Source organism: Cyclobacteriaceae bacterium (genome assembly GCA_013141055.1).
In the GTDB taxonomy this organism is placed as follows: Bacteria; Bacteroidota; Bacteroidia; order Cytophagales; family Cyclobacteriaceae; genus ELB16-189.
The window spans coordinates 2382151-2396649 of record JABFRS010000001.1; the positions used below are offsets into that span (position 1 = coordinate 2382151).

Here is a 14499-nt window from a genome sequence, read left to right on the forward strand (position 1 = left end):
TAGTTTGGGTAAGCCCGGAGCATGTGTTCCGGGCTTTTATTTTTAGATAGATTACCTTTGAAGTATGAGAATGAGACTGTTTATCTTTTTATTGTCAGCCGTAATTATCAGCAGCTGTAGAAAGTCAACAGACCCTGATTTATTATTCTCCAGGGAACAGCAGACCAGGATCATTCAACAAAGCGTTCGCTATTCCGCTAAGCTGGCGCCCGTAGCCACTCATGCTACTAAATTTGATTCTCAATTCGATTCATATTACGATAAGGCGACAGCTGAGTATGACATTCGTGCTCTTACACCTTCCAATGATAGTGGTTATTTTTTTCTGATGACACGCAAAGCAAGAAGCATCTGGCCTGCTCGTGAAGCCATAGGAGGGAAATTAAAACTGGATGTTGCCAATAATCTCCTTGACTATGAAGAAGAATTCAGAACATGGAAAATGACAGAAGATTCTCTGAATGATCGGTCATTGGAACTCTTTAACAAAATGGTGGATGGTAAAGATCTTACACCCTATCGGTCAAAATATAAAGGTGATCGCTATATAGAATTTCCCGATGATCGATGGTACTTCAACAAGAAGGATAAACGCTGGCGCGACAGATTTGTAGACTCTATTGATTCCGTAAAGTAAATCCTTAGTTCACCTTGCGCTGTCGCTCTTTATGCATTTCAATTACCTTCTTGATCTGCTCTCCGGCAAGCTTTACTGAATCCTGCGACTTCTTATTATTCTCTATTTTTTGAATTAGCACAAGATTCTCAAGCTTGTTGGCTTCGACCGATTTTTCCAGTTGAATTTTTTCCTGCGCATTGTTCCCCAGCTTGAAGTTGAGATCCTTGTTTTGATTGATGAGTCTTTGAGTTTGACGAGCAACGGCATCACTTGCCTGAATGCCTTCGTCAATTTGTGCCTGTATTTTGTCGCGATAAAACTTTACACCAAACTGGTAGACGAGCTTTTCAATCTGACCTTCAACAATGGCAATATCATTTACTGTCCATTCGGCACCTTTTACACCAGCCCAAACTGTGGACTTCTCTTCATTGCCGTTTGATTTTGCATAGAATATTCCTGTGGTGTAAGCGGTACCTCCGATGGCAGGATTTTCAATGAATTGGTAATCACCACCAGCCCTAACCTTACCCAGGTCTTTAATGAACTTGTTCCATGCGGCCGTAACGTCTTCCTTTTTCCCCTGAAGTTCAACACTATACCCTTCGGCACTTTCTCCCTTAACTTTTTCACTTTTCTTACTTACTTCAACCTTTTGAGCATAAGAAAATGTAGCGATGCATAAGGCAAAAAATAGTATCAACTTTTTCATCATAAGGGGGTTATATTAAGGCAAAGATCATTTAAAAAATACTGTTTTGGCAACTTCAATTTTAATTACGGGAGCTTCAGGATTAGTAGGCAGCCGCTTGACAGAACTTTTTCTGCAAAAGGGATACCAGGTTGCTCACCTTGGCAGAGAGAAAAAATCGGGCAGTGTACCTTCATTTGTTTGGGATGTCAAAAAGGGCAAACTGGATCCGGCCGCACTTGCTGGCGTTGATACGATCATTCACCTGGCGGGTGCTGGCGTAGCGGATAAGCGCTGGTCAGAAGAAAGAAAAAAAGAAATACTTGAAAGCAGAACACTCTCTTCTGCCTTATTGTACAATACATTGAAGAACGAGAAGCACTCTGTAAAGACGTTTATCTCAGCATCAGCCATTGGCATTTATGGGTTTGGACTCGATGACAATATTGTTGCAACGGAAGAGAGTGAGTATGGAACAGATTTTCTCTCTACTGTCGTCGTGCGATGGGAGAAGGAAGTAGACAATATTACTTCCTTAGGAATTCGGGTTTCAAAGATCAGGATTGGAATTGTTCTTAGCGAAAAGGGAGGAGCCTTGACGGAAATGGCAAGGCCTGTAAAATTATTTGTCGGCTCACCCCTTGGATCAGGGCGTCAGATACTAAGCTGGATACACATGGACGACCTGTGCGGGATTTTTTTAAAGGCAGTAGAAGATGGAGCAATGGTTGGAGCATATAATGCTGTTGCTCCTCATCCAGTAAGTAATCGTGAAATGACCAAAGCTATTGCCAAAATTCTACATAAACCTTTGTGGGCACCAGCGGTACCAGGATTTGTCCTTCACATTGTTATTGGTGAGATGGCAGTGATTGTAATAAACGGCAGAAATGTTTCGGCAGATAAAATTCAGCGTGCAGGATATCAGTTCAGGTTCACTGAACTGGAGACTGCATTGAAAGATTTATATTCCTGAAACAGCAACGGCAATTTTTGAATCGGCTGTGCCGTAATACAAAAACCATTTTCCTTTGAATGGAACCATACCTTCAATAAAGCAAACCTGATTGACCTGACCGGATATCTCATAAGGCTTGTCCGGTTTAAGGAAATTCTTTTCAAGACGATCAATCAGTTTTGATGGATCATTGAGATCAAAGAGTGCCTGCCCTGAACAATAAGCACCCGCACCAAGAGCCGGATCCCAATCATCTTTTTCAAGATTCATACCATTGTAAAGAAGTACAATTCCCTTTTCACGGATAAGGGCATAAGGTCCGCTTTCTACAAGTCTGCTATCGAAATAACCTTTGCGTGGTTTTAAAACTGATTTCAATTTTCCATCAGAAGTTTCTTCAGCAGTCCAGTGAATGAGATCATCTGATGATGCAAGGAACAGATCGGTATCGCCCCAATACATCCAGTACTTTCCATTGATTTTTTGAGCAATGATCTTTTCACCCATTTGTTTCCCTACAATAGCTCCGGATTTACTCCAGGTGTCTTTGTATTTTCCCGGAAACACCAATCCATGTTTTGTCCAATGAACAAGATCTTTTGAAGATGCGATTAAAAGCCTTGCAAGATTTCCATCATAGGCTGTGTATGTAAGAAAGTAGGTTCCGTCTTCGCTTTCTATAATTCTTGGATCTTCGACTCCACCTTCCCATTCATATATCTTCAGTGAATCGTTATCCGGAAAGAGAACCGGATCTGGCATTTTTGTGAAGTGCAATCCATCCTCGCTTACTGCAAGTCCTATGCGGGAGGTGCCTGCATATTTGCCAACGATGTCTTCAGCGCGAAAGAGAAGAAAAATCTTTCCATCACGAACAACCGCTGCAGGATTGAAAACATCTTTCTCATCCCATTTCACACTTTTTCCAAGTATGGGACAATTAAATACACTGGTTCCAGGATTAAGAACAGGATTAACACTATCTACCTTTTCAAAAGGAAGGATTGCCCAATCGGTCTGTTGATCTGTTTTCTTTTCGCCGCAACCTGTGATGATCAATAGAAGGAGAATGCTGTAAAAACAGCTAAACATCCATTTGCGATTAGTTTCCTTCATTTCCTTTATCTTCGATGTTGAATTGAAAAGAAATATAGAGAACTATGGCAACTAAAAAAAAGAAGGGCGGAGAAGACCTCATGAAGGCTGCATTGGAAGAAGAACATCGCATCCGCAAGGCATTTAAAGACAAAGACTGGGCGGAGATAAAGAGTTCTGACTCATGGGTGATTTTTAAAGTCATGAGTGAGTTTGTTGAAGGCTTTGAAAAGCTCGCTAAAATTGGTCCTTGCGTTACCATCTTTGGATCAGCACGCGTGAAAGCCGGCCATCCTTATTATAAGACTGCAGAAGATATCGCATACAAACTTGTTCATCACGGATATGGCGTTGTTACAGGTGGTGGACCAGGAATCATGGAAGCGGGAAACAAAGGAGCTCATCGTGCAGGTGGTAAGTCGGTAGGATTGAACATTTATTTACCACATGAACAAAAGGGTAATCCCTACATCGATCCTGATAAGCTCATCACCTTTGATTACTTTTTTGTTCGCAAGGTCATGTTCGTAAAATATTCACAGGGATTCATCGTAATGCCAGGAGGTTTTGGAACATTAGATGAACTGACGGAAGCACTTACCCTTATTCAAACCAAAAAGATTGGACGCTTCCCGATTGTTTTGGTGGGAAGAAAATTCTGGAGTCTATGGGTAGATTGGGTTAAGAAAGTGCTTGTCAAAGAAGCCATGGTGCACCCAGACGATTTAAATCTGTTCAATATCGTTGATACTCCTGAAGATGCAGTCAAAGTAATTGATGAATTCTACGCAAAGTATTTATTGTCGCCTAACTTTTAATGAAGGACCTTTCTTCCTACATATCCATTGCAACGTTTGTTATACTTCTTGGATACATTACTTATTCAGGAATGAACGAACCATCGGAGAAGGATTCTTTCTCCGATGATGGTGTTGCCCTCGAGGATGTTGGTGAGTCTCAGCAATTGATGGCGGTGTCCATCGATGTTCCAAAGAAATTTTCGTTTGCAGAAGAAGATGTTCCGTTATCAGATCCTGATGTACGCGAACGCTTTGACAAGGAACTTCAGATCAATACCTATCTCCATAGCAACACATTGTTCCTCATAAAACGAGCCAATCGATGGCTGCCTCAAATTGATTCCGTACTTGAAAAGAATGGAATACCAGGAGATTTTAAATACCTGCCGCTCATTGAATCAGCATTGCTGAATGACATTTCCCCAAAGGAAGCGGTTGGATTCTGGCAGATATTAAAAACTTCGGGAAGAGAATTCGGACTCGAAATCACTAATGAAGTGGATGAGCGCTATGATCCTATCAAGGCTACTGTCGCTGCCTGTAAATATTTGAATCAGGCAAAACGGAAGCTTGGAACGTGGACGCTTGCAGCAGCTTCCTATAACAGAGGCATGACAGGTATTGGTAAGTCACTCGAAAATCAACATGTCTCTTCCTATTATGATCTTTATTTGAATGATGAGACGTCAAGATATGTGTTCAGAATCCTCGCCATCAAGGAAATCATTGAGCACCCGTCCAGGTATGGATTTAAGCCAGATGTCAGTCATCTCTATAAACGAGAGAAAGTTCGATATATCACGGTGACGGAATCAATCAAGGACCTAATAGCCTTTTCTCAGAAAAACGGAATTAACTACAAGCTTCTCAAAAGACACAATCCGTGGCTGAGAGAAGAAAATTTACCTGTTAAAAAAGGAAAAAGTTATCGCATAGCAATTCCGATTAACTCTTAAGTCGAAATGGAACCACGTCCCTATATTCTTGCCGATATAAGTTGGAAGACAGTTAAAGATGCAAGCTATGATCTGGCGATTCTTCCGTGGGGTGCTACCGAAGCTCACAATTATCATTTACCATATGGAACTGACATCATTGAAGCGGAAAGAATAGCGGCAGAATCAGCGAAGATCGCCTGGGAGCAAGGAGCAAAAATCATTGTACTGCCGGTTATACCGTTTGGCGTAAACACAGGTCAGTATGATGTCATGCTGGACATGAACATGAATCCAAGTACACAACTGGCTGTCCTTCGCGATGTAGTGGAGGTACTTGATCGTCATAAGATTTATAAACTTATTATTCTGAATAGTCATGGTGGAAATGACTTCAAGACAATGATTCGTGAGCTTGGATTAAAATTCCCTTCTATGTTCTTATGCCAATGCAATTGGTTTCAGGCTGTTGATCAGAAGGAATTCTTTGAACACAAGGATGATCATGCTGGTGAAATGGAGACAAGTGTTATGATGCATCTTACGCCTGAATTGGTACTTCCGTTATCACAAGCAGGGGATGGAACTGCAAAGAAGTTTCGATTCTCTGCTATTCTGGAAGGCTGGGCATGGGCCGAGCGTAAATGGACTCAGGTTACAAAAGATACTGGTGTTGGCGATCCGCGTAAAGCTTCTGCTGACAAAGGTGAGCGATATGTAAAAGCAGTTACACAAAAAGTCTCTCACTTTTTCTTGGAAGTATCCAGGACTGCTCAAAATGATTTGTATCGATAATTGGAAGATTATCGATACAATTTCTCAAATCATCTTACCATCCAATTCCATAGTCCTCTCCGTGATTGCTGCTTCCTCCCCAGAAGCTGCCGTGAGCCCAATCAAAATAGATTGCATTGATCGGTCCGCTGGTGCGATCCTGATAAGTTAATTTATAACCCATTCGGGTAAGATCTTTTCTTGTCCATGCGGGCATCACGCTGTTAAGTGTTAAGCCTCCCGCCGCCTTCTCATGATTCCCAAAGCTTGAATACATCTGCAATGTTTTGAAACTCGGAGCTTCTGTGGATTCCTGAACAGTCATTCCGAATTCAACAATATTTAAAAAGAATTGAAGTAGTAGTTGATCCTGTTCATCACCGGCCTGTTTGGCAAATGACAGAAAAGGTTTCCCGTCTTTTAATGCAAGACTCGGTGTCAATGTTACACGCGGTCTTTTACCAGGCTCAACAACATTGAAAGGACTTTCCTTTGCATCCAGAACAAATGATTGCATGCGTTGGCTCATTCCAACTCCGGTATTTCCGGCAATGCATGCGGGTACCCAACCACCACTGGGTGTAATGGAGACAACCCAACCTTCTTTATCAGCTGCTTCAACAGAAGTTGTCCCTGCAGCAAAATCTTCGAGATACTTCTCACTCAGTGGACTATTGAATTGATGCAGGGATGCCTGATCCGTACCCCATTTTTTCAATACCTCTAAAAATGGATTTTGTTTTCCTTCAAAAGAATAAGGATCACCAGGACCAATTTTCGGATCATTCATTTCCCAATTTATAAGCTTCATTCTTTCCTTTGCATATTCTTTCGACAGCAAACCCTTCATAGGCTGCTGATCCTTTGCAAAGGCCGGATCTCCATAATAGAAATCGCGATCCGCAAAAGCGAGATTCATTGCCTGATATAGGGTGTGAATGTATTTGGTTGAGTTATAACCCATGCCCTTGAGGTCGAAGTTCTCAAGGATGTTAAGAGTTTGCAACAGCGCAGGCCCTTGAGTCCATTGCTGCATTTTATAAACTTCAATGCCGCGGTAAGTGGTCATCGTTGGTTCTTCAATTTTTACTTTCCAGTTGGCAAGATCCGCTTCTGTGAATAGTCCACCTTGTTCCTGCGAACCCCGCACAATTTCTTTAGCTATGTCACCTTTATAAAAGCGATCATAAGCCGCATAAATAGCTTCTTTACGAGTTTTGCCTTTTTTTAATGCCTGCTGTTCAGTTTCGACAAGTTTTTGAAGCGTGGCGAGCAGATCTTTTTGAACAAAAATTTCTCCGGCATCAGGAGCTTCTCTCGTTGACCCGAGATGAGGTAAAAAAACTTTTTTAGAATAAGGCCACTTCTTGATTTCTGCTTTGCCTCTTTCAATAGAGTTTGCAGTCTGTGCTTCGATGGGATATCCTTCTGCAAGTTGCATAGCAGGCGCCAATACTTCTTTAAGACTTAAGACTCCATATTCAGCAAGCATGGTCATCAAACCACCAGGTGTTCCAGGAGTTGTTGCTGCAAGAGGACCAAACTCAGGAGGATATTTCATCCCTTTACTTTTAAAAAAATCTGCAGTCGCACCAGTCGGGGCAACACCCATTGCATTGATAGCAATTACTTTTTTTGTTTTTGGATTATAGATGAGTGCCTGAGTTTCTCCACCCCAGCTTAATACATCCCACATCGTTGCAGTGGCCGCAAGCATAGCGCACGATGCGTCTACTGCGTTGCCTCCCTTAATAAAAATCGTTGCGCCTGCTGTTGCTGCCAATGGTTTGCCAGTAATGGCCATCCAATGCTTCCCATGCAAAGGAGGCTTTTGTGTAGTAACTGGAAAATTATTGAATGATTGACTCCATGCTGAGGAAGATAAAACGGAGAGTAAGAAAATGATAATCTTTTTCATGAAATAAGGTTTAGACAAAGGGTATTGAGTTAAGGCGGCTTACACTTCTCTAATATATGAAATGTCTCAGGCATGTCCCCCTATTTGTGACGACCGGAAAAAGAACATGAGAAGCGACTTTTTCCATGTTTATTTGCTGTTATATTTGATCACACAACGAAACATTTATGTTACAGGAAATCAAAGAAGCAACAGAATTCATTCGCCATCATGGGATAACAGAACCTGAAGTAGGTATTATTTTAGGTACAGGCCTTGGAAATCTTTTTGTTAAAGAGATAAAGAATCCAATAGAGATAAATTATAACTCAATACCTCATTTCCCTGTCTCAACAGTAGAGTATCACAGAGGAAAATTGATTTATGGAACCATAAAGGGAAAGAGAGTGCTTGCCATGCAGGGCCGCTTTCATTATTATGAAGGATATGATACTCAACAGATCACACTGCCAGTGCGTGTAATGAAAATGCTTGGAGTTGAGAACCTGCTCATTTCAAATGCGGCGGGAAACATGAATATGAAATGGAAGAAAGGTCAAATGATGCTTATTGATGATCACATCAGCCTCCAATCGGATAACCCTCTTCGTGGAGAAAATTTTGAAGTGTTGGGGCCACGTTTTCCGGATATGAGTCAGCCATATTCTCATGAGCTCAATAAAAAACTGATCAGAATTGCAAAGAAACTTAAGATCAAGCTGAATGTTGGAGTATACGTTGGTGTAATGGGCCCTAATCTTGAGACGCGTGCTGAGTATCGATTCCTTCGTCAGATTGGTGGTGATGCTGTTGGTATGAGCACTGTTCCGGAAGTGATCGTTGCCAACCATATGGGCATGCCTTGCTGTGCGATTTCTGTTCTTACGGATGACTGTGATCCTGATAACCTGAAACCTGCTGTCCTTTCTGAAATAGTAAAAGTTGCAGGCAAAGCGGAGAGTAAGCTTACAGAACTGTATGTAAACCTTATAAAACAGTTATAATTTTAAGCAACCTTTATTCTGCCATAAGCGTCTAATGGACTAAATCAAAAAGCTTATGAAGTCCATTCTATCTGTTTTTTTGCTGTTTTTGGCATTTTCAGTAAGTGCTCAAAAGGTTGAAGGCGAATTTCACCTTGATAAGGATTATACCATTAACCCAACAGGAACCATCCAGTTGACCTCCTCGGATGCTAAGGTTTACATCACCGGCTCAAATCGGAAAACGGCTCATGTAAAAATTGACCGAGTTGTCAGTACCAAGGGAATCACCTTTGGAGGTCACGATGACTTCCGTGTAGATATTTCTGTAGAAGCGGGAGATCTTGAGATCAGAGAGCATTCGAATTCAGTTACGATTGGAATGATTGGATATCATTACGAAAAATACACGATCACAATTGAAGCACCTGAAGGAGCGAGCCTGAAAGTAAAAGGTGATGATGGAGATTATTGGATCAAGAATATTGATGGCGCAATCTCGTTACAGCTTGATGATGCTGATGTGGATTTGGCACAATGCTCAGGGAACAAGTTTTATTTCCGAATGGACGATGGCGACATCACAATGGATGAAGGCAAAGGCTCGCTGGAAGTTGATGGAGATGATTCAGATATAAAGATCAGCAATGCGAATTTTACTTTTGTTGATGCTAAAGTAGACGATGGTGATCTAATCATTGAAACCTCTCTCGCGGATAATGGAGAGTATTTTATTGAAGCACAGGATGGACTGGTTTCATTTCTCATCACCAAAGGCGGTGGGAAATTTGATATTCGTCATGATGACGGAAGAGTAATTACGCAAGGCGATTTTACTACAGAAGAAGATTCTGAAGATAGAACCAGACTCGTGCTGGCAAGTGGTACTGCAAAAGTTAACATTCGCGCAGATGATGCAAGGGTGAAACTGACAAAGCAATAACAGAAACGAGAACCTCTTTTAAATCCACCTCATCGGGTGGATTTTTTGTTTTATGACGAACAAAGGGTGCAAACATCGAGTCTTTTCTCATCCAGAAATAGGTAGAGATACCGCATTCATTTCCCCGAAAAGCCATTTAAAACTTTATTGCTCCCTTTACCATCTTAGGGTATCTTTCTTTTTTCAGGTGTCGTTCGATTAAAGCAACAATCCATTTCCTATGTTTAAAAATCTACTCAAGATATCCTTCAGAAATCTCGTGAAGGATAAAACATATTCTGCCATCAACATCGCAGGCCTCACCATTGGTATTACCTGTAGCCTCTTTTTGCTTTTATACATTCTTGATGAAACAAGCTTCGATCGATATCATAAAAACGCTGATAATATTTACAGAATCATATCAGATATAAAAGAGCCGGACAATGCATTCACATGGTCCTCGACTCAAATGCCGTTGGCGGAAGAACTGAGAGACAACTATCCTGAAATTGAAAACGCTATCCGATTCATCGGCACCAATAGAAATCAGTATAAGAATGGCGATTTGCAATTCTATGAAAACAAGTTTTTCATGGCAGATTCAACTGTATTTGATTTGTTCTCTTATGATTTCCTTGCCGGAGATCCTTCCACAGCACTGGACAATCCATTTAACATTGTTTTAACTGAATCCATTGCCAGAAAATATTTTTCTGATCCAATACAGGCATTGAATCAATCATTGGTAAATCAGCAGAATGAAAATTTTAAGATCACCGGAATTATAAAGGATGTCCCTCTTAATTCTCATTTCAGATTTGATGGATTGATCTCAAGAAGTACAAGGCCGCAGTTCCAGGGTGGCTGGGGAAATTTCGGAGTAACAACCTACATTCAGCTTCCGCCCAACTATGATCTTAAAAAGATTGACGCCACTCTTGAGAAGGTTGTTAAAGAAAAGGTAAATCCGATATTCGAAAGGATGGGTGTAAAAGTGAAGTACAATCTTCAGCTTATTACATCGATCCATCTTCATTCTAAAATTCAGGATGAAGCAGAAGAGGGTGGTGACATCACCTACATCTACTACTTTACTGCGATCGGGATTTTTATGATCCTGATTGCGTGTATCAATTACATGAATCTGGCAACTGCGCGATCCGTGAATCGTGCTAAGGAAGTTGGTCTACGAAAAGTGATGGGTTCACAACGTGGACAATTGATAGCTCAATTCCTCACAGAATCTGTTTTGGTTGCAATGATTGCTCTAACTATCAGTCTTATCCTGATCTATGCACTATTGCCAGCTTTCAATTCGCTTGCCAATAAGCACCTTCCATTCTCTTACATAATGCAAACGCCGGTTTTGGCTGGATTGGTTGTCATTGTGCTGATAACGGGAATTCTTGGCGGAAGCTATCCTGCTTTTTATTTGTCAGGGTTCAGTCCGGTAAATGTTTTGAAGGGGAAACTTTCGGGTAAGGGAGGCAATGCTCTGCTGAGAAAATCGCTGGTGGTGATTCAGTTTGGATTGAGCTTTTTTATGCTGATCAGCACGCTTGTAGTTTTTGATCAATTGCAATTCCTGAGAAATAAAGATCTGGGATTTGATAAGGAAAACGTAGTGCGTTTGAACCTTAATCGTGAAATGAGGCGAAACGGAGAAGTGTTAGCAGATCGATTGCGAAAGCTACCAGAAGTGATTGCAGCAGGAAAAGCAGACACCTCTCCTGGAGAAGGCATTGGGAAAATATTATTGCAAGTAGAAGATTCTGATGGCAAAATGGTTGATCGTGGTGCTGATATCTTCTCTGCTGACTATGAGTATCTCAATACCATGAGGATGAAGATCACGGAAGGTAGAAATTTCTCAAAAGATAATCCTGGTGATACCGCCTTTGCGGTCATTGTCAATGAAAGTATGGTTAAGAGAATGGGATGGAAGGATCCACTCGGTAAAAAATTTGTTTTTGGTGGTGGTCCGAACGCCTCGCCTGAAAGAAAAGTGGTTGGTGTGATCAAAGATTACAATCAGAATTCTCTATACGATGCCATTGAACCAATGTTTATAATTCTTCAGCGTGAACAAAATTATGTATTCGTAAGAATTGCTAAAGGAGATATCCGGAACAGCATAGCAGCAGTAGAAAGAGAATGGAAGCAAGTGTTTCCAAACAATCCATTTGAGTATGTATTTCTGGATGAAGATCTTGATTCTCAGTATAAAGCAGATGAGAAGAGAAGTCAGATTTTTACGGCTTTCTCAGGACTAACTATAATCATAGCATGTCTTGGGCTCCTTGGTCTTGCAGCCTATACTACCGAACAAAGAAGAAAAGAAATTGGGGTTCGCAAGGTTATTGGTGCCAATGTCAATAATCTGGTGGTAATGGTTTCAAAGGAGTTCTTCATGTTGGTATCCATCGGTATTGTAATCTCTTTGCCTGTAGCATGGTATGTAACCAATGACTGGCTTCAGAAATTTACATATCATCTTGAGTTGAAGAATGAATGGAAGATGTTCGTCCTGTCTGCAACAGTTGCATTAGTGATTACCTTCTTTACCGTAGGATATCATGTTGTAAGGGCAGCCATGGCAAATCCTGTAAGTTCTTTACGAGATGAATAGATTCCTGGGCTTACACGTCACAGATTCCAACGCATTGTTTTAAAGAAGCCAGCTTGTCTGGGCGTTTGGGAATAAATTCCTGAGCAACATAACCTTTAAAACCAGTGTCAACAATAGCTTGCATGATCGCAGGATAATAAAGCTCCTGTGTTTGATCAATTTCATTACGCCCTGGAACACCTCCTGTGTGATAATGACCTATGTACTTGCTATGCTTCTTAATCGTGGCGATCACATCACCTTCCATGATCTGCATATGATAAATGTCATATAAGAGTTTGAAGTTTGGGGAGCCAAGCTTTTCGCAGAGTTTAACTCCCCACTCAGTATGATCACATTGATAATCCTTGTGATCAACTTTGCTGTTCAGTAGCTCCATGCAGACCGTGATATTATACTTTGAAGCAATCTTCATGACCGGTTCAAGGCCTTTTGCGCAGTTTTCAAGCCCTTTTTCATAGGATAATCCATTTGCGTTGCCACTGAAGCAAATGACACTTTTTAACCCTGCTTCAGCCGCTTTTGGAATATTCAGCGCATAATCCTTTAAGAATTGTTCATGAAGATTAGGGTCGTTGAATCCTTTTGTAAGCCCCATCGGACTGGCATATCCCATTGCACAGGTAAGGCCATGCTTGATTGCTATTGGCCATTGTTCTGAATTCAAAAGCTCCACTGACTTTAATCCAATTTCTTTTGAAGCAATCACAAGTTCTTCAAGCGGCATACTTGAATAGCACCATTGACAAACAGAATGATTGATATTGTTTTTTAAATCGTCAGGAAGAATATTCATACCCTTGGCAAATTGAGAGAACCCCAGTGTACTGGCTGCACCCGCAGCGAGAGATGTAATGGCTTGCTTCCGATTCATAGTGAGTTAATATGTTACAAATTACAAATTCGCTTTGAAGCTTACTTGTCATCCTTATAAATGACACCGTCTTTCATAACGAACTTTACTTTTCTTAGATCTGAAATATTTTTTGAAGGATCTCCCTGCACTGCCATCAGATCTGCTTTCCATCCACTCTTGATGGAGCCGATCTCATTTTCCATATGCAGCGCTTTGGCATTGATGGTAGTGGCCGATCTTAGTATATCGATAAACTTCATACCGCCATACTCGGCCATCAATTCCATTTCGTAGACATTTTCTCCGTGTGGAAATACACCGACATCACCACCGACACCCATTGTTACGCCCGCATTCACTGCGATCTTTATACTCTTCTTCTTTTGTTTTACAGAAGCCGGCTCTTCGTCCTTTCCCTTTTTCCATCCACGATATTGAGTGATAGCATCGACAGCAGCAACAGTAGAATAATATGTGACTTTATGTTCCTTCATTAATTGAGCAATCTCTTCATTCAAAAAATCACCATGCTCAATGGTTTCAGCTCCAGCTAATATGGCTCGACGCATTCCTTCAATGCTCTTTGCGTGACAGACCATATAACGACCACTGCTACGGGCAACTTCATTGATCAGCTTTAATTCATCCAATGTGAAAGAAGGTTGGTCTTCTCCTTTAGCACCCCAGCGATAGTCAGCATATACTTTAATAAAATCAGCGCCCTTACCAATCTGATCTCTTACAACACGGATGAGATCATTTCCATCAGCAGGTTCAGCTCCCAGCATAATCTCCATGTCCGTATCATATCCTTTTGGTCCGTAAGAACCTGTAGCAACAATGGCGCGACCTGCTACGATCATACGCGGTCCTGGAATTATGCCTTCATTGATGGCTCGTTTTAGAGCAACATCAGCATAGCCCGCCCCTTCTGTTCCCAGATCTCTAACCGTCGTAAAACCTGCAAAAAGCGTGTTTTTGGCATGTACAGTGGCTCTGGCGGTGCGGTAAGCATCAGATTCTTTCAGCACCTGAGTATCCCAATCCGTAATGTTATAGGGGTATAAAAGAAGGTGAGAATGCCCTTCAATGAGTCCTGGCAAAAGTGTAGTTCCAGGCATCATAATAACCTGAGTATCCTTAACAGCTTTAATGGATTCTTTCGAGCCAGCAGAAATGATCTTATCATTTTCCACCAGGACTACCCAACCCTCATGCATCTCTAACCCATCGAAAACACGATCAGGTTGTAAGAGATAACTTCCTTTTGTCTGTCCATTAGCAAGAAGTGAAAATGATAGAAAGAGTAAGATCAGATATCGCATTGCGTACGGGTT

The 14499-nt window shown here is 41.3% G+C and carries 13 protein-coding genes; 8 read left to right on the top strand and 5 right to left on the bottom strand.

The window, feature by feature from the left end:
• Positions 1–70: 70 nt before the first annotated feature.
• Positions 71–637 carry a hypothetical protein gene (locus HOP08_10655; GenBank protein ID NOT75381.1) on the top strand — a complete coding sequence of 189 codons (567 nt, stop codon included), beginning with the start codon at positions 71–73 and terminating at the stop codon, positions 635–637.
• Positions 638–641: 4 nt separating this feature from the next.
• Here HOP08_10655 and HOP08_10660 read toward each other — a convergent pair whose 3' ends face one another.
• Entirely contained in the window at positions 642–1331 is a 690-nt protein-coding gene (locus HOP08_10660; GenBank protein NOT75382.1) for a hypothetical protein, read from the bottom strand.
• A gap of 46 nt (positions 1332–1377) precedes the next feature.
• Here HOP08_10660 and HOP08_10665 point away from each other — a divergent pair, with 46 nt between their 5' ends.
• On the top strand, positions 1378–2286 hold the full coding sequence (locus tag HOP08_10665; GenBank protein ID NOT75383.1) for a TIGR01777 family protein: 909 nt from the start codon (positions 1378–1380) through the stop codon (positions 2284–2286).
• Here the strand turns inward: HOP08_10665 and HOP08_10670 are convergent.
• Positions 2275–3360, bottom strand: a complete 1086-nt coding sequence (locus tag HOP08_10670) for a family 43 glycosylhydrolase (GenBank protein ID NOT75384.1) — start codon at positions 3358–3360, stop codon at positions 2275–2277. The two genes, HOP08_10665 and HOP08_10670, sit on opposite strands and share 12 nt — an antisense overlap.
• A gap of 68 nt (positions 3361–3428) precedes the next feature.
• Here HOP08_10670 and HOP08_10675 point away from each other — a divergent pair, with 68 nt between their 5' ends.
• Genes HOP08_10675 through HOP08_10685 form a run of 3 tightly spaced genes read left to right on the top strand, consistent with a single transcriptional unit; the run spans position 3429 to position 5893 of the window.
• A complete protein-coding gene (locus HOP08_10675) occupies positions 3429–4181 on the top strand; it encodes a TIGR00730 family Rossman fold protein (protein ID NOT75385.1) in 753 nt (250 codons plus the stop codon).
• On the top strand, positions 4181–5119 hold the full coding sequence (locus tag HOP08_10680; protein ID NOT75386.1) for a lytic transglycosylase domain-containing protein: 939 nt from the start codon (positions 4181–4183) through the stop codon (positions 5117–5119). Before HOP08_10675 ends, HOP08_10680 begins: the two co-directional genes overlap by 1 nt.
• 6 nt (positions 5120–5125) lie before the next feature.
• Entirely contained in the window at positions 5126–5893 is a 768-nt protein-coding gene (locus tag HOP08_10685; protein NOT75387.1) for a creatininase family protein, read from the top strand.
• A gap of 34 nt (positions 5894–5927) precedes the next feature.
• Here the strand turns inward: HOP08_10685 and HOP08_10690 are convergent, their stop codons facing one another.
• Positions 5928–7790: a gamma-glutamyltransferase family protein gene (locus tag HOP08_10690; GenBank protein NOT75388.1), complete on the bottom strand. Its 1863-nt coding sequence runs from the start codon at positions 7788–7790 to the stop codon at positions 5928–5930.
• Positions 7791–7957: 167 nt separating this feature from the next.
• Between HOP08_10690 and HOP08_10695 the strand changes: the two genes are divergently transcribed.
• From HOP08_10695 to HOP08_10705, 3 genes are all read left to right on the top strand, one after another.
• On the top strand, positions 7958–8773 hold the full coding sequence (locus HOP08_10695; protein ID NOT75389.1) for a purine-nucleoside phosphorylase: 816 nt from the start codon (positions 7958–7960) through the stop codon (positions 8771–8773).
• Positions 8774–8828: 55 nt separating this feature from the next.
• A complete protein-coding gene (locus tag HOP08_10700) occupies positions 8829–9695 on the top strand; it encodes a DUF4097 family beta strand repeat protein (GenBank protein ID NOT75390.1) in 867 nt (288 codons plus the stop codon).
• Between the two features lie 220 nt (positions 9696–9915).
• Entirely contained in the window at positions 9916–12306 is a 2391-nt protein-coding gene (locus HOP08_10705) for an FtsX-like permease family protein (protein NOT75391.1), read from the top strand.
• Between the two features lie 10 nt (positions 12307–12316).
• On the opposite strand, the gene HOP08_10710 is transcribed toward HOP08_10705, so the two are convergent.
• Together HOP08_10710 and HOP08_10715 are read right to left on the bottom strand one after the other, a co-directional pair.
• Complete coding sequence (locus HOP08_10710) at positions 12317–13180, bottom strand: TIM barrel protein (protein NOT75392.1); 864 nt, start codon at positions 13178–13180, stop codon at positions 12317–12319.
• A 41-nt stretch (positions 13181–13221) separates the two neighbouring features.
• Positions 13222–14487 carry an amidohydrolase family protein gene (locus tag HOP08_10715; protein ID NOT75393.1) on the bottom strand — a complete coding sequence of 422 codons (1266 nt, stop codon included), beginning with the start codon at positions 14485–14487 and terminating at the stop codon, positions 13222–13224.
• Positions 14488–14499 lie beyond the last annotated feature (12 nt).

What these genes read in the sequence shown, in the direction of transcription:
- HOP08_10655 (NOT75381.1), top strand. Translation starts at nt 71, where the DNA reads ATGAGACTGTTTATCTTTTTATTGTCAGCCGTAATTATCAGCAGCTGT.
- HOP08_10660 (NOT75382.1), bottom strand. Translation starts at nt 1,331, where the DNA reads ATGAAAAAGTTGATACTATTTTTTGCCTTATGCATCGCTACATTTTCT.
- HOP08_10670 (NOT75384.1), bottom strand. Translation starts at nt 3,360, where the DNA reads ATGTTTAGCTGTTTTTACAGCATTCTCCTTCTATTGATCATCACAGGT.
- HOP08_10675 (NOT75385.1), top strand. Translation starts at nt 3,429, where the DNA reads ATGGCAACTAAAAAAAAGAAGGGCGGAGAAGACCTCATGAAGGCTGCA.
- HOP08_10680 (NOT75386.1), top strand. Translation starts at nt 4,181, where the DNA reads ATGAAGGACCTTTCTTCCTACATATCCATTGCAACGTTTGTTATACTT.
- HOP08_10685 (NOT75387.1), top strand. Translation starts at nt 5,126, where the DNA reads ATGGAACCACGTCCCTATATTCTTGCCGATATAAGTTGGAAGACAGTT.
- HOP08_10690 (NOT75388.1), bottom strand. Translation starts at nt 7,790, where the DNA reads ATGAAAAAGATTATCATTTTCTTACTCTCCGTTTTATCTTCCTCAGCA.
- HOP08_10695 (NOT75389.1), top strand. Translation starts at nt 7,958, where the DNA reads ATGTTACAGGAAATCAAAGAAGCAACAGAATTCATTCGCCATCATGGG.
- HOP08_10700 (NOT75390.1), top strand. Translation starts at nt 8,829, where the DNA reads ATGAAGTCCATTCTATCTGTTTTTTTGCTGTTTTTGGCATTTTCAGTA.
- HOP08_10705 (NOT75391.1), top strand. Translation starts at nt 9,916, where the DNA reads ATGTTTAAAAATCTACTCAAGATATCCTTCAGAAATCTCGTGAAGGAT.
- HOP08_10710 (NOT75392.1), bottom strand. Translation starts at nt 13,180, where the DNA reads ATGAATCGGAAGCAAGCCATTACATCTCTCGCTGCGGGTGCAGCCAGT.
- HOP08_10715 (NOT75393.1), bottom strand. Translation starts at nt 14,487, where the DNA reads ATGCGATATCTGATCTTACTCTTTCTATCATTTTCACTTCTTGCTAAT.